Origin of the sequence: Longimicrobium sp., assembly GCF_036388275.1 — a bacterium.
In the GTDB taxonomy this organism is placed as follows: Bacteria; Gemmatimonadota; Gemmatimonadetes; order Longimicrobiales; family Longimicrobiaceae; genus Longimicrobium.
Window position 1 is genome coordinate 23,919 of sequence record NZ_DASVSF010000008.1, and the last position, 16,902, is coordinate 40,820.

Sequence of the window (16,902 nt, forward strand, 5' to 3'; positions counted from 1 at the left end):
CCGCCGCCCCGGTCTCGCGCCGGGGCGGCGGCTTTCATCCCGCAGCCATCGAAATGAAGTTCCTTCGCCTGCTCCTGCCGGCCCTGCTGCCGCTGGCCGCGTGCGCTCCCGGCGCGCGCGCCGGCGTGCTGGGGGTGTACGACCCGGACTCGTTCGTCGAGGGCAACGCCGAACGCTTCGCGGGCTGCCACGATGGCCGCCGCTTCGTCCGCGACTGCGCGCACCTGGCCGACACGCTCGTTGCCGGCGAGGAGCTGCCGGGCGTGGATTCGGCGGGCCGGCCCGCGCGGGTGCGCGTGGCACAGGTGCGGCCCACGCGCGCGGACCAGTACGAGGCGGCGTACCTCGCCGGGCTGGTGCCGTCCGGCACCGCCGCTGCCGGTCCCGTGCTCTTCTGGCGCCCCGGCCCGCCGCTGCACGCCGTCATGGCCGCCCCCGTCGCGCTGGACTCTGCGGGGATGGCCCTGCTGCGTGCCGAGGCGCTGCGGCTGTATGGGGCCGCGGAGCAGCAGCGTGCCCCCGGCGACCGCGCCGAGGCGGTGGAGCTGGGCACCCCGCTGGCGCTGGGCGTGGAGGGCGAGGCGAGCCTAGTGGTGCAGTGGCCGGCGCAGTTGGCGTACGGAACCGGGCGAGACCGGCGGGCGTCGCTCTTCTTCGTCTACGATCCGGTGCAGCGGCGGGTGGTGCGCGGCCTCTTCGGGCATCCCGAGTGGGGGCCCGTGGATCCCGCGCTGATCCGGGCGGTGCAGCCGGTGACGTTCTTTCGCCTGGGAACCGACCCCGCCGTGTACTTCCTGGCCCGCGAGGCGGGGCCGTGGGAGCACATCGGCTTCGGGATTTATGAGATGCGCAGCGGCCGGGCGGTGCTGGGCGTGCCCTGAGCCCGCCCGGTGTCGTGGGCCCTTGCACCGCCGATCCTTTCCGCACCAAGCGGACAATCGAAAGCCCCGCGCCTCATCTCTCGAGGCGCGGGGCTTTTCGGGCGCGTGCGACGGACGGCCGTCAGTCGGGGAAGGTGATGCTTCCGCCGAGTTCCGGGTGCCCGCCGGTGATCAGGTCGACGATGCCCGTCATCTCGGCGCCGATCACGTCCACGCGGTGAAGCACCGAGCGGCTGTGGGCGTAGTCGAAGTACAGGGCGACGGCTTCTTCGTGCGCCGGGTTGAACTCGATGACCTTCTGGTCCATCCGCGTGCGCAAGTCGTCGCAGATCAGGTGCACCGCGCTGCGCACCCGGCGCTGCTCGTCGAGCGTGTCGATGCTGAAGTCGCCCGTCAGCCGGGGGAGCAGCAGCTCCACGTGGGCCACGCCTTCGGCCGGCGCGGAGACCGGGCTCGTGGAGGAGGCCTCGGCCGCCGTGACGATGGCCTCGCCTCCCGAGGACAGCGCACGCAGCTCTTCGAAGTTGCAGTGAAGGATCATGGGCTCCTCCGCAGGTCGTTTCCCACCTCGAAACAAGGCAAGCGGCGGGCCAGATGGGCCTCGCGTCAGCAAGCCGTTCCGATGTATGTCTTTACGCCGCTGGGGCGCATTTGTTTCAGGGTGCCGGGCGCGGCAGACCCGTGCCGTTCCGGGGACATCTCCGGCAACCGTGTCCCCGCGTGGGAACACCTGCCGGCGGTGGAGGGTGGGTTTCGCGTAACCAGATGGCGGAGCCGTTCCCTACTATTGCCACCGTGAAGGCTGGGGCGCAAGGGCCGCAGGTTCACCCGTGGCGGGTGGCGGCTTCCCATGCCCGCAGCACCCGCCCGGCCGCTTCGTCCACGTCGCCAGCCAGGGACGTCAGGTGGCCCATCTTGCGGCCCGGGCGCGCCGCACCCTTGCCGTACAGGTGAAGCGACGTTTCGGGCACCCGCAGCGCGTCGGCGACGCCCGCGCGGCCCAGCCCGGTGCCCGCGTCCTCGCCCATCAGGTTCACCATGGCCGCGGGGCGCAGCAGGGCGGGGGACCCCAGCGGCAGCCCGCAGACGGCGCGCAGCTGCTGCTCGAACTGCGACACCCCGCACGCCTCGATCGTGTGGTGGCCGGAGTTGTGGGGGCGCGGGGCAATCTCGTTCACCAGGATGCGCCCGTCCGCATCCACGAACATCTCCACCGCCAGCAGGCCCACGACGCCCAGCCCCTCGGCCAGGGCAGTGGCGACGCGCATGGCTTCCGCGGCGATCTCGTCCGAGACGCGCGCGGGGCAGCGGGTAAGGTGAAGGATGCCGCCGCGGTGCTCGTTCTCAGCAACGGGAAAGCACGCCGTTTCGCCCGTCGCGGAGCGGGCGCAGATGACGGACACCTCCATCCGGAAGCTCACCATCGCCTCCAGGATGAACTCGCTTCCCATCGCCGAAACCGCGTTCCACGCATTGTCCACGTCGCCCGCGCCGCGGATTACCGCCTGGCCCTTCCCATCGTATCCCATCCGCGCCGTCTTCAGGATGGCCGGCGCGCCGATCTCGCGTAGCGCCTCATCCAGCTCCTGGCGCGTGCCCACGGCGCGGTACTCCGCGGTCAGCACGCCCAGCCGGCGCGCCGCGTCCTTTTCCCTCACGCGGTGCTGCGCCACCTCGAGCACGCCTGGCCCGGGACGGACGGGGACGATGCGCTCCATCTCGCGCAGCGTGGCCACGTCGGCGTTCTCCCACTCCAGCGTCACCACGTCCGAGAGGCGGGCCAGCTCCAGGCAGGCGTCCAGGTCCTCGAAGGGCGCGCGGACATGGCGGTCGCAGAACTGCGCGGCGGGCGTGTCCTCGCCGGGGTCCAGGACCACGACGCGATACCCCATCCGCCGCGCCTCGAGCGCGAACATCCGGCCGAGCTGGCCTCCGCCCACCATCCCCAGCGTGGCGCCGGGAAGGAACGGGGCCGCGGCGTCCGCCGTCATTGTGCGGCCTCCGCGGGGTCGCGGAGCGCATCCTCCGCCATCCGCTCCGCGTACGCCTTGAGCTTTTCTCGAATCGACGCGTCGTGGCTGCCCAGGATGCGCGCCGCCAGCAGCCCCGCGTTGGCCGCGCCCGCCTTGCCGATGGCGACCGTGGCGACAGGCACGCCCTTGGGCATCTGGACGATGGAAAGCAGCGAGTCCAGCCCGTTGAGGGTGGACGAGAGCACGGGGACGCCGATGACGGGGAGCACGGTCTTGGCGGCCGTCATCCCCGGGAGGTGCGCGGCGCCGCCGGCCCCGGCGATGATCACCTGGATGCCGCGGCCCTCGGCCTGTTCGGCGTAGCGGAACATCAGGTCGGGGGTGCGGTGCGCGGAGACGACCCGCATCTCGTGCGCGATCCCCAGCTCGTCCAGGACGCGCGCGGCCTCCTGCATGGTCTCGCGGTCCGAGCGGCTTCCCATGATGATGCCCACGCGCGGCTGATTCACGTTCCTGTCCTGGCGGTAGATGGGTCCACGGTCCGTCTGCGGCCCGGAAGGTAGCGCGCAGGCGCGGACGCGCAACCGTCCGGTCTTCGCTTCGACATCTCCGCGCTGATCGGTTTATTCCGTCCGGGTACCGGCATCAACCCCCGGGCTGAGAGCGCGTTGACGGGCGCGCGGTAGCTTGATCGTGACGGTGCGCGGCAGGGCTGCGCGCCGCGCTCACTCCCGCCAGAGAGATACCGATGCCCAAGCCGAAGGTCACCTTTCAGATCCTCCGCGAGATCGCCGAAACCGCCAGCGGCATGCGCGGCTACGACCTGTACTTCGTCATCCGCGACGGCGACCCGGTAATCTGCCCGTCCAAAACCCCGGTGCAGGAGGACGACGACACGGTGGTCATCCACTGCGATCCTACTCCGAAGGATCCGCCTTCGACGGTGCGGTTCGCCTCGATCGGCGTCCAGAAGGGCAAGAGCGTGAACCTGATGAGCGTCACGGTGCCTGCGGAAGGGTTCCACCCGGCCGGGACGTACGCGGCGGACGCGGTGTTCTGGAGCGTGTCGGCGGTCGAGAAGTTCCTGGTGCCGTACTATGCGTCGGTGTACGGCGACAGGGGCCCGGAGATGGCGAAGGCGGTGCTGAACGTGCTGCTGCCCGAAAGCGCGGTAGGCGGCGAGGAGAGGGTGGAGGGCGAGACGCCCTTTGCCGTGGCGCACCTGCCCAGCTCGGAGTTCGTGGGTGAGCCTGAGGCGGAGCCCCTCATCGTGCCCAAGCTGGCGACGCTGCACCCCGGCGGCCACGCACGACGGGTGCACCTGGCCCGTCGCGCTCAGGGCCGGTAGGCCAGCGCGACGATGAGCGGGTCGCGTAGCAGGTATTCGCGCATGGACGGGCGGTAGGCCAGCATGCGGTCCACCAGCGTGCGCGCGCCCGCGGTGTCGCCCAGCATCAGCCGCACCCAGGCCTCTTCGTAGTTCAGCGAGTGGGCAAGCGCGGGGTGGGTCCCCACCTCGCTTCGCGCCCGGGCCACCACGGCCCGGGCGCTGTCCGCGTCGCCGGCGCGGGCAGAAACCGCGGCGGCCACCATCCGCCGGTAGATGGGCCCGTACACGCGGTTCTGCGCGCGGGCGCGTGCCGGCGGGTCGATGCGGTCCAGCTCGGCCACCAGGCGCCAGGCCGCCGCCGCGTCGGCGGGGCGCGTGCGGTCGTTGCGCAGCAGGGTCAGGCGGCACTCGGTGAACCGGCGGTCGGCGGGAAACTGCGCGGCTCCCAGCTCGCACTGTTCGTGGGCCTGGGCGTAGTCGCCCCGCCACAGCCCGCTGAAATACAGGAGGTGGCGGATGGCGGCCATGTCGTCGAGGTAGGCGTCCGCGGCCAGGGCGCGCCGGGCGGCCACCTCGCTTTCCGCCAGGCGTCCGCGGATGCGCAGCAGCTGGCTGAGGGTGCTCCACACACTGGCGCGCGACGGCTCGGCCGCGGTGGCGGCGCGCAGGTCGGTTTCGGCCGTGTCCATCCACACGCGCTGCCTCACCGTGTCCGACGCCTCCAGCGCCAGCCGGTAGACGGCGGTGCCGCGAAGCTCCAGCGCCTCGGCACGGGAGCCCCGCCCCTGCGCCAGCACCTTCTCCGCGTGCCGCTGCGCGGACCGCAGACGCGCGTTGCGGGCGTCGCCGCGGGCAAAGCCTGCGCGGTCGATGTCCACCCACCCCCGCAGCAGCGTGGGCTGCGCCCAGCGCGGGTCGGCCACCTGGCCGCGCGCCAGCAGCGAGTCGGCGCGCAGCAGCAGGCGGGCGGCCGAGCCGGTGTCCAGCGTGTCGAGGCTGCGGCCCATGGCGCGCGCGTCGCGGCGCAGCTGCTCCGCCATCAGTACCCGCTCCCGCGCTTCGGCGCTTTCCGTTTCTGCCGCGGCGGTGCGCAGCCGCACCTCCTGGCCCACCCGCCTGCGCAGCGCGGCGGACACCTCGGCGGCCACCGCGCGCTCCAGCGCCACCACGTCGCCCAGCGGCTTGCCGATCACCCGGCTCTGCAGCTGGCGCTGCGTGTTGGCGTCCACCAGCGCCACCGTGACCCAGACGCTGTCGCGCGAGCGTTGCAGCGTGCCCTCCACCACGCTTCCCACGCGCAGCTGGGCGGCCATGCTGTCGAAGCGCACGGCGCCATCACGGTACGGGCGTACGCCGCCGCGCGACACCACGTCGAGCGCGCCCACCTGGCCCAGCTCGTGGATCAGCCGCTCCGTCAGCCCCACGGCCAGGTACTGCAGTTCGCCCCCGGGGCTCAGGTCCTCGAAGTACAGCACGGCAATGCGCCGCGGATCATACCGCGGCGCATCGTCGTTCTGCCCGGTCTGCAGCGACGAGCCGGTGAGCAGGGCCAGCAGAAGCCCCAGCAGCACTCCGCCCAACGCCGCGTACGGGGCGGCAGTGCGGCGTCGCCGGGGCGTGAGGGGCACGGCGACGGGCCGGGGGGGAGGCGCCTCCGCGTCCGCCGCTGCCGGGACTACGGGCGGGGGCGCGACCGGCGCGGCGTCCGCCGCCTCCGCGGCAACCGGCGCGGGTGGGATCGAGGCCGCGCCGGACGCATCCGCCGGACTCGCTCCCTCTGAGGCTTCCTCCGCATCCAGCCCGGCCACCGCGTCCTCACGGATCGCCTGATCCGCAGCATCCACCGTATCCACCGTATCCACCGTATCCACCGTATCGGCTTCATCCGGCGCTGACGCGGGCGATGCGGAATGGGACAGGGCGGCGGTGGCGGAAGGGGAAGCGGTGGGCTGGGGCGGATCGATGAACGGAGACGAATCGATGGCGGGCGGGGGGCGGGCCGGCTCCGCGGCGGGCCGGTGCGCCAGGGGGGGCACGGGCGCGGCGGCGCGCGGGGGATCGGCACGGAGCCGCGCGACCAGCGCCAGCAGGTCCGGGTCGGGCTCCACCCCCAGCTCTTCGCGCAGCATCGCCGCGTGCGTCTCTGCCGCGCGCAGGGCGGAGGGGCGTTCGCCTGCGGCGTCCAGGGCGCGCACAAGGCGCAGGGCCGTGCGCGAGCTGAACGGGTCGTGCGCGGCCAGCCGGCGCCACCAGTCCACGGCGCGGAGGGCGCTTCCCTCATCCTCCGCCGCCTGGGCCAGCCCCTCCAGCGCGGTGGCGTGCGCCCGCGCCAGCCGGTCGCGCTCGGCATCGATCCAGCGCTCGAACTCGGGCGCGTCGCCCACGAAGAAGCCGTCCAGCAGCGGGCCACGGTACAGGGCCGCTGCTCCCTCCGCATCCCCCGCCTCCAGCCGGTCTTGGAACTCGGCCACGTCGCTGGCCACCGCCTCGGGGTTCAGCGCCACGTCGCCCGCCGCCGGGGCCGCCACGCTGCCTTCCCCAAGCTCCTTGCGCAGCACGTACAGCGACTCGGACAGGTTGTGCCGCGCCGCCTCGGTGGTGAGCTCCGGCCACAGCAGCCCGATGATCCGCTCCCGCCCCACCGGACGCCCCCGAGCCACCGCCAGTACAGCCAGCAGCGCCACCCGCCGCTTGTGCGCGGCGCGTCCGCGAACGGGCCCGTCAGGGCCGGAAAAGGCGGGATCTCCGAGCAGTTCCAGGCGAAAGAGAGGGGGCATTCGGGGCTTCAACCAGGGAGATGATGGAGAGCATGAAACCGGGTTGATCTCAAGTATTTAGAATGTGTTCACGTATCGGGGACGCCGCAAGCGTTTCCCTCCGTGGACGGGCAGATGCCGTCCTTCTTTTCTTCTCTCAACCCGTACGAGCCATGTACACGAGAGCCCGGGACCCGCCCCGGCAGAGGCAGACGGTCGTAGTGCTCGATCACAGGTGCGTGCCCCGGGCGGGTTACGCCCTCCACACGGCCCGGCGAAGCAAAGCGGGCAGTGACTCCATTCCATCACAATCATGCGCAAAGGATCGAACCACATGTCGACTCTGAAGAAGCTCAGCCTGACCGCGGCCGCCCTCCTCCTTGCCGCCGCTCCCTCCATGGCCCATGCCCAGGCCGAAGGCCAGATCAACGCCAGCGCCACCATCGCGCAGGTGCTTGCTTTCGACCACACCATGGTCAAGGACATCTCGTTCGGCAACCTGTCGCCCGACCAGACCGGCCCCGTGTCGGCCGCCGGATACATTCCGCTGAAGCACAACGTGGCCGTGCAGATCTGGTTCGACGCCCTGCCCAGCCTGAGCGACGGCACCGCCACGCTCACCACCACGTACGCGTGCTCGGTTTCGGCCACCACCACCGCCGGCACCTTCGGCACCTGCCCCACGGCGCAGGCGGGCGTCGCGGCGACCACGTCGCAGTTCTACCAGACCACCCCCGGCGGTGTGGCTACCAACTACGTCCACGTGCGCGCCACATTGGGCCAGACGGTGATCAACACCGCGGCGCCCGGCCTGTACACGGCCACCGTCGAGGTCCGCGCGGCCAAGTCGACCATCTGAACCGGATGGCGCGGCGGTCCGAGCTGAGCCTGCGTGCGCGGGGAGGCATCGTCCTCCTCGCGCTTGCCGCGGGGCTACCGGGCACCATTCCGGCGCAGGCCGCGGCGTCCCCGAGCGCGTTTTGGTGAGTCTCAAGTCTTTAGAATGTGTTCACGTATCGGGGACGCCGCAAAGCGTTTCCCGCCTTGGACGGGCCGGGGCCGTCCTTCCTTCTCCTCTCACACGGAATGCAGATACGCCTCGCCCGCCGTATCACCTCTTGCCGGCTCGATCCACAGTGAAGGGCCGGAAAAGCGCAGGACATTCGCAGCAGTCATTCTCCAACTTCCAAAGGAAACGTCCATCATGGCCATCTGCACGAACGTCGGATACTCCGGCAACAACGTTCCACTGCCGGACCTGATCACCACCACCAGCTCCCTGACCTGCTTCGTGTCGGGCTACACCCAGACCGGCAACACGATCACCGTCTCCATCTGGGCAACGGGTGGAACCACCGCACTCGCGACCATCTCCGGTGGTGGCCGTGGAGGGGCGCTGACGGCGATGAGCACCGCATCGTTCCAACTCCAGAGCGGCACGACCTACTACGCCGTGGTTTCCAGCACCCAGCCCCAAGGGCTGACCCAGGTGCTGACCGGGTACGATGCGCTGTCCTACGGCACCACCACGTACGCCGGCGGATACACGTTCTGCGTAGAGGACACGCCCTCGGGGGGGGACTGTGACTTCAACGACGCGTTGATTAATCTCAACTGGACGCTGTTCGGGGGATAAGAATCGAGCCCGCCTCTCACCTTCGCAGCCCCGGCCCGTGCGCCGGGGCTGTGCTGATCATCCGACAGGAGGCCCGCCACGCTGCGGCGGGCCTTCTTCTTGTTTCCATTTGGGAACGCGCTTAGGTTGCGTGCATCTCCCGACACCGGATGGCGAAAGCATGGATCTCCGCGAAATCCAGCAGCAGGTAGACGCGTACATCTCGCAGTTCAAGGAGGGGTACTTTCCGCCGCTGGTGAACCTGGCGCGTCTGACGGAAGAGGTGGGCGAGCTGGCGCGCGAGATCAACCACCAGTTCGGCCCCAAGACCAAGAAGCACGACGAGCCCGAGGGCGACATCGCGCTGGAGCTGGGCGACATCCTGTTCGTGATCGTGGTCCTGGCCAACCAGCTGGACATCGACCTGAGCGAAGCCGCTCGCCGCACCCTCTCCAAGTACCAGGTGCGCGACGCCGACCGCTGGGAGCGGAAGGAACCGGGGTAACAACGGTAACTACGGTCATAACGGTCACAACGGTAAAAGCGCAGGGCGACGCGCACTTTCGCACTTTCGCACTTTCGCACTTCCGCACTCACGCACTCCCCATGAATCCCACCGTCTTCATCATCGACGACGACCCCGACCAGGTGGCGCTGGTAACGGCGCAGATCGAGCGCGGGCGCCGCTTCGTCACCAAGGGCTTCACGCGGGCGGAGAGCGCGCTGGAGGAAATCCGCTCCGACCCGCCCGACGCGGTGGTGTGCGACCTGGTGATGCCCGGCATGGACGGCATCACCTTCGTCCGCCGCGTGCGCGAGCTGAACCGCGGGCTACCCGTGATCATCGCCACCGCGCGGGGGACGGAGGGCGACGCCGAGCGCGCGCTGCAGGCCGGGGCCTCGGACTTCACCACCAAGCCCATCGACCCGCGCTCGCTGGAAACGCGCATCGCCCGGGCGATGGAACAGGCGCCCAAGGAGCAGCTGCTCCAGAGCCTCACGCAGGCCAAGTTCGACCCGCACGCCATCATCGGCCGGCACCCGCTGATGCAGCAGGTGCGCGAGTTCATCGCCAGCGTGGGGTCGGTGCCGCAGGTGTCGGCGCTGCTGCTGGGCGAGTCGGGGACGGGCAAGAACCTGGTGGCCCGCGGCATCCACGCCGCCAGCAAGGCGGCCGGCTACCGCTTCGTGGAGGTGAACTGCGCGGCGCTGCCGGCCGGGCTGCTGGAGGCGGAGCTGTTCGGCTACGAGAAGGGCGCGTTCACCGACGCCAAGCAGGCCAAGAAAGGCCTCGTCGAGGTGGCGGACGGGGGCACGCTGTTCCTGGACGAAATCGGCACCATGGCGCCCGAGCTGCAGACCAAGCTGCTCTCGTTCCTGGAAAGCCGCTCGTTCCGCCGCATCGGCAGCACCCGCGAGCAGACCGTCACCCTGCGCGTAGTGGCCGCCACGAACGCCGACCTGAGCGCCGAGGTGGGGCGGGGGACCTTTCGCGAAGACCTGTACTACCGGCTGAACGTGGCGTCGCAGATGCTGCCCCCGCTGCGCGCCATCCGCTCCGACATCCCCGAGATCGCCATCCACTTCGTCAAGCGCGCGGCCGAGTACTTCGCCAAGCCGGTTCCCGAGATCGACGCCGACGGGGTAGACCGGCTTACGCGCTACGACTGGCCGGGGAACGCGCGCGAACTGCGGAACATCATCGAGCGCTCGATGATCTTTTCGTCCGGCCCCACGCTGCGCATCGTGGAGCTGGCCAACACGCCCGTGGCGGTGGCCGCGCCGGTGGAAGGCGTGGTGATCCCCCGCGGGCTGACGCTGGACGAGGTGGAGGCACGCTACATCGAAGAAACGCTGCGCGAGGTGGGCGGCAACGTGCAGGAGGCCGCCGACCGGCTGGGCGTGTCGCGCAAGGTGCTGTGGCAGCGCCGCAAGCAGCACGGCCTGCTGGCCGGGAGGGAGTAGTGGCGCCACCGCGGAAGCCGCCGGCCGAGAGCGCCGCGCGCCTTCGCCAGGAGCTGGCCGCGAGCCAGGCGGAGGCCGCCGCCCTGCGCACCCGGCTGGACGAGGCGGAGCGCTCCAGCGCGCACAAGAGCCGCTTCATCCGCCACGTCAGCCACGAGTTCCGTACCCCCCTCAGCTCCATCATCGGCTTCGCGTCGCTGCTGCAGGGCGAGGGCGAGGAGATGGACCCCGCCGTGCGCGCCGAGTACCTGGAGGTGGTGCTTCGCAACGCGCGCCACCTGCTGCACGTGGTCGACGACCTGCTGAACATCAGCAAAGTCGAGGCGGGGGCGCTGGAGGTTACGCTCAGCCCCGTGCGCGCCGCCGAGGTGGCCGAGGCGGTGATCACCGCGCTGGAGCCGCAGGCGTTCGCGCGCGGCATCGTGTTTCGCATGGACGACCGCGCCGCGCGCGCGGCCCTGGCCGACGCGGGGCGGCTGCGGCAGGTGCTCTTCAACCTGCTGGAGAACGCCGTCAAGTACTCGCCCGAAGGCGGGGAGGTGGCGGTCCGCGTGACGGACGGCGCCGGCGAGGTGCGGGTGGAGGTGAGCGACCGCGGGCCGGGAATCTCCACGGCGAACCAGCTGCGGCTGTTCAAGGAGTTTTCGCGCGTGAACCCGCCCGGGCTGCGGGTGCGCGGCGCCGGGCTGGGGCTGGCGCTTTCGCGCATGCTCACCGAGGCCATGGGCGGCAGCGTGGGGGTGAGCTCCATCCCCGGCCATGGAAGCACCTTCTGGATCTCCCTCCCCGCCGCCGCCGCGGGCGAAACGGCCGCCGAGGCGAGCGTGCCCGCGGCGGCCGTCGCGCGCACCCGCGGCGAGATGGTGGCCGTGGTGGACGACGATGCCGACATCCGCGCCTACGCCACCATCGTCCTGCGCCGCGCCGGCTACCGGGCGGTGGCGGATGACGGCTCCCCCGGCGTGGGGGCCCGCCTGGCGCAGGCGCACCCCCGGCTGGTGCTGCTGGACCTTCACCTGGTGGGCCGCGGCGGCGCCGAGGCGCTGGCCGAGATGCGGGGCTTCACCGCGCTGGAGTCGATTCCCGTCCTGGCGTTCACCGCGGGCGCCCTGGCCGACCCCAACCCCGCGGGGTTCGACGGCAAGGTGGTGAAGCCGGTGGAGGCCGACGTGCTGGTGGCCTACGTGGACGAGGCACTCACGCGCGCGCCCATGCCGGCCGAGGCCCCGGCGGACGAGGACGACTTCCTGGCTCCCCTGCGCGCCCGGTTCCGCACGGGGCTGCACGACCGCTTGGCGGCCATCGAGCGCCACTTCTCGGCCGGTGACCAGGAGGCCCTGCGCCGCGAGCTTCACAAACTGCGCGGGGCCGCCGCGGGGTACGGGTTCGCCGAATTGTCGCGCCTGGGCGATGCGGCCGAGGAGGCGGTGCGCACCCGCGGCGGCGGTCCCGAGGTGGATGCGCTGGTGGCCCGGCTGCGCGAAGAAGTGTCCGTGCGGTGACGGGTGAGGTTCCCGTTCCGGAGCGGGCGTTCCCATTCGGGCGCGCGTGTTCCCCACCGGGAACGCCCGAACGGAGCGCACACGGATGTTTGGTTGGCCTAAGTGGTTGAAGGAGGGGTGTTTGCCCAGAGGTGGCGTGTCTGGGACGATCCTTGCTCTCCATGCGGCCCATGAACTCGCCGTATCCTGCTATGATGCAAGACCAACCGACCCTCGCGCTCGCCGACGACGACGAGCTCCACGCGGAGCTGATGTCCGCGTGGCTGGAGCACCAGGGCTTCCGCGTGCTGCGCTTCGCCTCAGGTGACGAGCTGGTGTCGTGGGCCGCCGGGGGCGGCAGCGGCATCCAGGGGCTGCTGCTGGACGTCGACATGCCCGGCCGCGACGGCTTCCAGAGCTGCCGCGAGGTGCGCGCGATCCCCAGCTTCGCCGAGGTGCCGACGGTGTTCGTGAGCGCGGCGACGCCGAACAACGTTCCCGACGAGGTGGTGAGCGGCGCGTGCCACTTCATCCGCAAGGACGAGCGGATGTTCGTGAAGCTGGCCGACTGGCTGTCGCGGCACATCTACTCCGACGCGTCGCACAGCGCCATCGAGTATCGCTGAACCCGGCACGTTTCCGGGGACGTGCGAAGCGGGCGGGACCTTTCGAGGTTCCGCCCGCTTTCGTTCATCCGCAGAACGCATCGTTCTTCGCGGCCACCCCTTGTATGCCGCGAACGATTGCGCTACGATACTGAACCATGCGGTTCACTGTATGACGACCCGACTCGATTCTTCGTTCGCCGCGCTCTCGGACGCCACGCGGCGTGGCATCCTGGAGCAGCTGGGACGAGCCGACGCTTCGATCACGGAGCTCGCCGAGAAGTTCCACATGACGCTCACGGGCATGAAGAAGCACGTCGGCGTTCTGGAGCAGGCGGGGCTCGTCACCACGAAGAAGACCGGGCGGGTGCGGACGTGCCAGCTGGGCCCGCGCCGATTGGAGGAGGAAACGGCGTGGCTCGAGAGCTACCGCCAGCGCTGGGACGAACGCTTCGACGAGTTGGACAGGGTAGTCGAGGAACTCACACAAAAGGAGAAGAGCGATGAACGCAGGAACCGAGAGTAGGCCCGGCCCCGTGAAGAACCGCACCACGGTGGAACGGACGTCGGACCGCGAGGTGGTCGTCACGCGGACCATCGACGGCCCGGCGCGCATCGTTTTCGAGGCATTTACCAGGGCCGAGCTGCTCAGGCGTTGGTGGGTGCCCAAGTCGATGGGAATGACCCTGCTGTCCTGCGAGGTGGATGCTCGTGTCGGAGGCAAGTACCGATTGGAATTCGACATCGGTGGCGCCGAGCCTGCCGCGTTCTTCGGTACCTATGTCGAAGTGGAGCCGTATTCGCGCCTCGCGTGGACCAATGAAGAAGGCGGCGAGGGCGGGTCTGTCACCACGGTGACCTTCGAGGAAACGGACGGCAAGACGCTGGTGGTCCTGCACGAGAGCTATCCTACCAAGGAAGCGCTCGACGCTGCCGGCACCGGAGCAGCCGATGCAATGGTCGAGACGTTCGATCAGCTGGACGAGCTTCTCGTCACCCTGGGTGAGAGCTCGCGACAGTAACCGAGACCTGGACCTCGCGGCCGGTCGTCCGAGAGTCCCGGCTCGGCCGGTGTGGGACTCCCTTTTCTCAGATCATGGGGGAGATGACGTACGTGATGCGCCCCGACGCTTCCGCCGCCGGACGGCGGAAGCGGAACTCCCGGTTCTCCCCTCCGCGGACGACCATGCTCGCTGCGGGTGCGGCCGAATCGTCCTCCCTCGCCACCTGCACGACGTAGCTGCTCGCTCCCTTGTTCGCGATGCCGACCAAGACGCCGAGCGCGCCGTTCCGAACCTCCGTCGCGACACCCGCACCCATCTCCACGCCCTGCCGCGGCAGGATGGTCGCGCTCGCGTGGATCGAGCCCTGCGCCAGGGCGGGCGCGGCGCTCAGGGCGATGGAGATCAGGGCGGCGGCAAGGGCGGTCTTCACGGCTGGCATCCACGGAGAGAGAAGCGTTTTGCTCCTTCCCTCCGATGCGAGCCGCGAGCCGAGGTTGCGCCTGCCCTAAGTCGTTGTCTGCGTCGCGTTTAGATGATGCGTGCGCGCTCCGTGTCGTGTGCGGTTTGAGGACGATTGAAATGTAAGTGGCCTCCGTGCAACCACTTGGCTGTGAGCGACCGATTTCTGTACACCCAGTGATGCACGTGTGCAAAAAAGCAGCAGGGCAGCGCGACCCGGCTGCCCTGCTGCTTTCGATCGATGCGGACGTCGTCAGCGGATCTTGCGCAGCGTGATGGGTGGCGCCTGCACCAGCACGTCGCCCGAGGCGGGAACCACGAGCACCAGCGGATTCGGATCGGCGATCGCGTTCAGGGCGCGCAGGGACGATTCGGCGACACGGATCTCGTACGTGCCCGGCCGTACGCGGCTCACGTAGAACTCGCCGTCGCTGAACGTGGCCACGCGCTGCACGTCCCCCGTTTCGCGGCTGACGATCTCCAGCGTCACCCCCGCGACGGTGGGCACCTCGCGGCCGGGAAGCAACTGGCCCGCCAGCTCGCGCGTCTGCACCAGGGGAATGTCGACCGCCGCGAACACGTGCGGCGCCGGCCGAAGCTCCACGCCACGGGCGACCGGCACCCACCCGGCCTCGTCCAGCGAAAGCGTGTCGAGCGCCACCTGCGCCGCCTCGAAGGGCAGCACCGACCAGGTGCGATAGGCCCCGTCCGCCCCCGACTTCACGCTCACGGACCCGATCCGTACCGTGGCGCCCGGGAGAGGCCGGTCGCCCGCGCTGAACACGCCGTTGCCGTCCAGGTCGTAGAACACCCGCCCGCCCACCCCCGCCATCCCGGTTCCGCGGTAGGGAAGCGCGAGCACGCCGCCCCGCCCGCCGTACGCCACGCTCCCCTCGGCGGACCACGATCCCTGCACCTGGCTGCGCAGCGAGGCGGCCTGTGTCTGCACGTTGGCGAACCCCAGCCGGCGCGCGAAGGTCAGGTACACCGCCATCCCGTTGGGATCGGGAAGCCACTGCACGGCCAGCGTGGCGAACGAGGTGGGCCCCGTCTGCAGCGAGGTGTTGAACCCCGCCTGCCGCAGCTCGCCCTCGGCGAAGGCCAGGCTGCCGCTGAGCCCCGACCCGCGCAGCCAGGGCGGAACGAAGCGCGGCAGGGAAACGCTGGGCGCCAGAAAGATGACGCCCGGCGAGCCCGGGAGCCCGGACTCGTAGCCCGCCTCCAGCCGCGCGGACCGCAGCGCGGCCAGGGCCGACACGCGCACCCGGTCCAGCCCCGCCTCCTGCGTTCCCTCCGCGCGGCCGTTCAGCGCATAGGCGCGCACCGGGCCGGCGCGAACGTTCGAGCGGCTGAACCCGCCGCCGGCCTGCCAGCGCGGGCTGGCCAGGGGCGCAAAGGAGAACTGCCCCGAGCCCGGGTAGACGATGCCGGCCGTCGCGTGCGCCACCCCGCCCGCCGCCACGTGCTGAAGCGAGCCGCGCACGAACGAGCCGAGCAGCGCCTGCACCTCGGCGCTGGTGCCGGGCCGCAGCAGCGCGCTCACCGCGCCGAACGGGCTCAGCACGGGCCCGGCGGAGTCCGCGGGCTGCTCGTACTCGAAGCCGCCGGCCACGGTAAGGGTGCGCGTCACCCCGCGGCGCAGGTCCAGGTATGCCGCCAGGGTGCACTCCCCGTGCGGGCAGGCGCCCACCCCCGCCGCGTACTCGTTGACCCCGCGCGGAAGCTGCGTCACGGGAACGGAGTAGATCACGCTCGACTCCCGGATCTCGCCCGCGGGGCCGTACATCTTCACCTGCACGGGGGTGCTGCCGTACTCCAGCGGCACGCTCACCGGCCGCTCGGCCGTCGCGTCCGAGAACCCCACGAGGCGGCCGCCCTGGTACACCTCGTACTGCCACCCGGGGGGAAGCTCGGGCGAAAGCAGCACCTGGTCGAAGCGGGTGCGCCGCAGGAACGGCGCATTGCCGATGGTGATGCCCCGCAGCGACCGCGCGCGCAGTCCCCCGCTCAGGTGGTCGCCCAGGTGAAGCTGGCGGACGAAGCGGCCGCGGGGAAACACACGGTGATAGGCCACCGCCGGGTCCAGCAGCCCCGCCGAGCCCGAGTCCGCCGCCAGGGTGCCGCGCAGGGTGAGCATGCCGCCCACCAGGCTGAACCCCGAACCCAGCCGCAGCGAGGGCGGCGACGGCTCGCTCCCCACCCGGCCGGAAATCGCCCAGTCCACCACCCCGGCCCCGCTGACGGCCCGGTACGACACCGTGTCGCCCGCCAGCCCCACCTCGCCCCCCTGGTGGCGCAGCTCGACGGCGCGCCGGGTTTCCACCTCGCGCCGCGTCTCGGCGGCGAACGGCACGCCGCGGGTGATGGAAACGGCCAGCGCCTCCCAGTCCACCTGGGCTTCCGCACCCAGCAGCAGCGCCAGCGCGGGGACGGCCAGGTACACCTCGCCCCCGGCCTGCACCAGGTCGCCCGGCGCCAGCGCCAGCGTGTCGGCCGCCAGCACGCGCGCGCCAGCCACGTCGAGGATCGCGGGGGGGGCCTCGGCCAGCGCGCTCACGCGGATGGTGTTGCCGGAGGCGTCGCGCTCCATGGGCGTGCCCCCCAGCTCCAGCACGGGGCGCAGGGGCAGCAGCAGGCGGCCCTGGTCGTTGACCACCACCGTCAGGGTGGCGGCCGGCAGGCTGCCCAGGCGCACCTCGAAAAGCCCCTGCTCGTAGCCGGAGGGGAGTTCCTGGGCCGCTGCACGCGCGGAAAGGAAAAGGGAGAAGGCGAGGACGAGCGAAAGCACCGGGCCCCGGCATCCGCCCCGGAACCGCAGGGGGAGCATGGAGCC

Annotated in this window: 16 protein-coding genes; 10 read left to right on the forward strand and 6 right to left on the reverse strand. The window is 71.0% G+C overall.

Annotation, left to right across the window (positions count from 1 at the left end; genetic code table 11):
* Positions 1-53 precede the first annotated feature (53 nt).
* On the forward strand, positions 54-881 hold the full coding sequence (locus VF632_RS02715) for a hypothetical protein (RefSeq protein WP_331021304.1): 828 nt from the start codon (positions 54-56) through the stop codon (positions 879-881).
* Between the two features lie 121 nt (positions 882-1,002).
* On the opposite strand, the gene VF632_RS02720 is transcribed toward VF632_RS02715, so the two are convergent.
* The 3 genes from VF632_RS02720 to purE form a co-directional block, all read right to left on the reverse strand.
* Positions 1,003-1,422, reverse strand: a complete 420-nt coding sequence (locus VF632_RS02720) for a hypothetical protein (protein ID WP_331021305.1) — start codon at positions 1,420-1,422, stop codon at positions 1,003-1,005.
* A 283-nt stretch (positions 1,423-1,705) separates the two neighbouring features.
* Positions 1,706-2,872 (reverse strand): 5-(carboxyamino)imidazole ribonucleotide synthase, encoded by a 1,167-nt coding sequence (locus VF632_RS02725; RefSeq protein WP_331021306.1) that lies wholly within the window; start codon positions 2,870-2,872, stop codon positions 1,706-1,708.
* Complete coding sequence (gene purE / locus VF632_RS02730) at positions 2,869-3,336, reverse strand: 5-(carboxyamino)imidazole ribonucleotide mutase (protein WP_414682878.1); 468 nt, start codon at positions 3,334-3,336, stop codon at positions 2,869-2,871. The genes VF632_RS02725 and purE overlap by 4 nt, the downstream gene beginning before the upstream one ends.
* A 266-nt stretch (positions 3,337-3,602) precedes the next feature.
* On the opposite strand from purE, the gene VF632_RS02735 reads away from it, so the two are divergent.
* Positions 3,603-4,202, forward strand: a complete 600-nt coding sequence (locus VF632_RS02735) for a hypothetical protein (protein ID WP_331021308.1) — start codon at positions 3,603-3,605, stop codon at positions 4,200-4,202.
* On the opposite strand, the gene VF632_RS02740 is transcribed toward VF632_RS02735, so the two are convergent.
* Positions 4,190-6,961 (reverse strand): BTAD domain-containing putative transcriptional regulator, encoded by a 2,772-nt coding sequence (locus VF632_RS02740; protein ID WP_331021309.1) that lies wholly within the window; start codon positions 6,959-6,961, stop codon positions 4,190-4,192. The genes VF632_RS02735 and VF632_RS02740 overlap by 13 nt on opposite strands.
* A 313-nt stretch (positions 6,962-7,274) precedes the next feature.
* On the opposite strand from VF632_RS02740, the gene VF632_RS02745 reads away from it, so the two are divergent.
* The 8 genes from VF632_RS02745 (at position 7,275) to VF632_RS02780 (ending at position 13,628) form a co-directional block, all read left to right on the forward strand.
* Positions 7,275-7,799, forward strand: a complete 525-nt coding sequence (locus VF632_RS02745) for a hypothetical protein (protein WP_331021310.1) — start codon at positions 7,275-7,277, stop codon at positions 7,797-7,799.
* Between the two features lie 345 nt (positions 7,800-8,144).
* Positions 8,145-8,576, forward strand: a complete 432-nt coding sequence (locus VF632_RS02750; RefSeq protein ID WP_331021311.1) for a DUF4114 domain-containing protein — start codon at positions 8,145-8,147, stop codon at positions 8,574-8,576.
* A gap of 160 nt (positions 8,577-8,736) precedes the next feature.
* A complete protein-coding gene (locus VF632_RS02755) occupies positions 8,737-9,060 on the forward strand; it encodes a nucleotide pyrophosphohydrolase (RefSeq protein ID WP_331021312.1) in 324 nt (107 codons plus the stop codon).
* A gap of 101 nt (positions 9,061-9,161) precedes the next feature.
* Positions 9,162-10,520: a sigma-54 dependent transcriptional regulator gene (locus VF632_RS02760; protein ID WP_331021313.1), complete on the forward strand. Its 1,359-nt coding sequence runs from the start codon at positions 9,162-9,164 to the stop codon at positions 10,518-10,520.
* Positions 10,520-12,022, forward strand: a complete 1,503-nt coding sequence (locus VF632_RS02765) for an ATP-binding protein (protein WP_331021314.1) — start codon at positions 10,520-10,522, stop codon at positions 12,020-12,022. The genes VF632_RS02760 and VF632_RS02765 overlap by 1 nt, the downstream gene beginning before the upstream one ends.
* 191 nt (positions 12,023-12,213) lie before the next feature.
* Positions 12,214-12,627, forward strand: a complete 414-nt coding sequence (locus VF632_RS02770; RefSeq protein ID WP_331021315.1) for a response regulator — start codon at positions 12,214-12,216, stop codon at positions 12,625-12,627.
* 151 nt (positions 12,628-12,778) lie between these two features.
* Positions 12,779-13,132 carry a metalloregulator ArsR/SmtB family transcription factor gene (locus VF632_RS02775; protein ID WP_331021316.1) on the forward strand — a complete coding sequence of 118 codons (354 nt, stop codon included), beginning with the start codon at positions 12,779-12,781 and terminating at the stop codon, positions 13,130-13,132.
* On the forward strand, positions 13,110-13,628 hold the full coding sequence (locus tag VF632_RS02780) for an SRPBCC domain-containing protein (protein ID WP_349263962.1): 519 nt from the start codon (positions 13,110-13,112) through the stop codon (positions 13,626-13,628). The genes VF632_RS02775 and VF632_RS02780 overlap by 23 nt, the downstream gene beginning before the upstream one ends.
* Positions 13,629-13,695: 67 nt before the next feature.
* On the opposite strand, the gene VF632_RS02785 is transcribed toward VF632_RS02780, so the two are convergent.
* Both VF632_RS02785 and VF632_RS02790 read right to left on the reverse strand, forming a co-directional pair.
* A complete protein-coding gene (locus VF632_RS02785; protein ID WP_331021318.1) occupies positions 13,696-14,040 on the reverse strand; it encodes a hypothetical protein in 345 nt (114 codons plus the stop codon).
* Positions 14,041-14,322: 282 nt separating this feature from the next.
* Positions 14,323-16,896 carry a hypothetical protein gene (locus VF632_RS02790; protein ID WP_331021319.1) on the reverse strand — a complete coding sequence of 858 codons (2,574 nt, stop codon included), beginning with the start codon at positions 16,894-16,896 and terminating at the stop codon, positions 14,323-14,325.
* Positions 16,897-16,902 lie beyond the last annotated feature (6 nt).

What these genes read in the sequence shown, in the direction of transcription:
- VF632_RS02715 (WP_331021304.1), top strand. Translation starts at nt 54, where the DNA reads ATGAAGTTCCTTCGCCTGCTCCTGCCGGCCCTGCTGCCGCTGGCCGCG.
- VF632_RS02720 (WP_331021305.1), bottom strand. Translation starts at nt 1,422, where the DNA reads ATGATCCTTCACTGCAACTTCGAAGAGCTGCGTGCGCTGTCCTCGGGA.
- VF632_RS02725 (WP_331021306.1), bottom strand. Translation starts at nt 2,872, where the DNA reads ATGACGGCGGACGCCGCGGCCCCGTTCCTTCCCGGCGCCACGCTGGGG.
- purE (WP_414682878.1), bottom strand. Translation starts at nt 3,336, where the DNA reads ATGGGAAGCCGCTCGGACCGCGAGACCATGCAGGAGGCCGCGCGCGTC.
- VF632_RS02735 (WP_331021308.1), top strand. Translation starts at nt 3,603, where the DNA reads ATGCCCAAGCCGAAGGTCACCTTTCAGATCCTCCGCGAGATCGCCGAA.
- VF632_RS02740 (WP_331021309.1), bottom strand. Translation starts at nt 6,961, where the DNA reads ATGCCCCCTCTCTTTCGCCTGGAACTGCTCGGAGATCCCGCCTTTTCC.
- VF632_RS02745 (WP_331021310.1), top strand. Translation starts at nt 7,275, where the DNA reads ATGTCGACTCTGAAGAAGCTCAGCCTGACCGCGGCCGCCCTCCTCCTT.
- VF632_RS02750 (WP_331021311.1), top strand. Translation starts at nt 8,145, where the DNA reads ATGGCCATCTGCACGAACGTCGGATACTCCGGCAACAACGTTCCACTG.
- VF632_RS02755 (WP_331021312.1), top strand. Translation starts at nt 8,737, where the DNA reads ATGGATCTCCGCGAAATCCAGCAGCAGGTAGACGCGTACATCTCGCAG.
- VF632_RS02760 (WP_331021313.1), top strand. Translation starts at nt 9,162, where the DNA reads ATGAATCCCACCGTCTTCATCATCGACGACGACCCCGACCAGGTGGCG.
- VF632_RS02770 (WP_331021315.1), top strand. Translation starts at nt 12,214, where the DNA reads ATGATGCAAGACCAACCGACCCTCGCGCTCGCCGACGACGACGAGCTC.
- VF632_RS02775 (WP_331021316.1), top strand. Translation starts at nt 12,779, where the DNA reads ATGACGACCCGACTCGATTCTTCGTTCGCCGCGCTCTCGGACGCCACG.
- VF632_RS02780 (WP_349263962.1), top strand. Translation starts at nt 13,110, where the DNA reads ATGAACGCAGGAACCGAGAGTAGGCCCGGCCCCGTGAAGAACCGCACC.
- VF632_RS02790 (WP_331021319.1), bottom strand. Translation starts at nt 16,896, where the DNA reads ATGCTCCCCCTGCGGTTCCGGGGCGGATGCCGGGGCCCGGTGCTTTCG.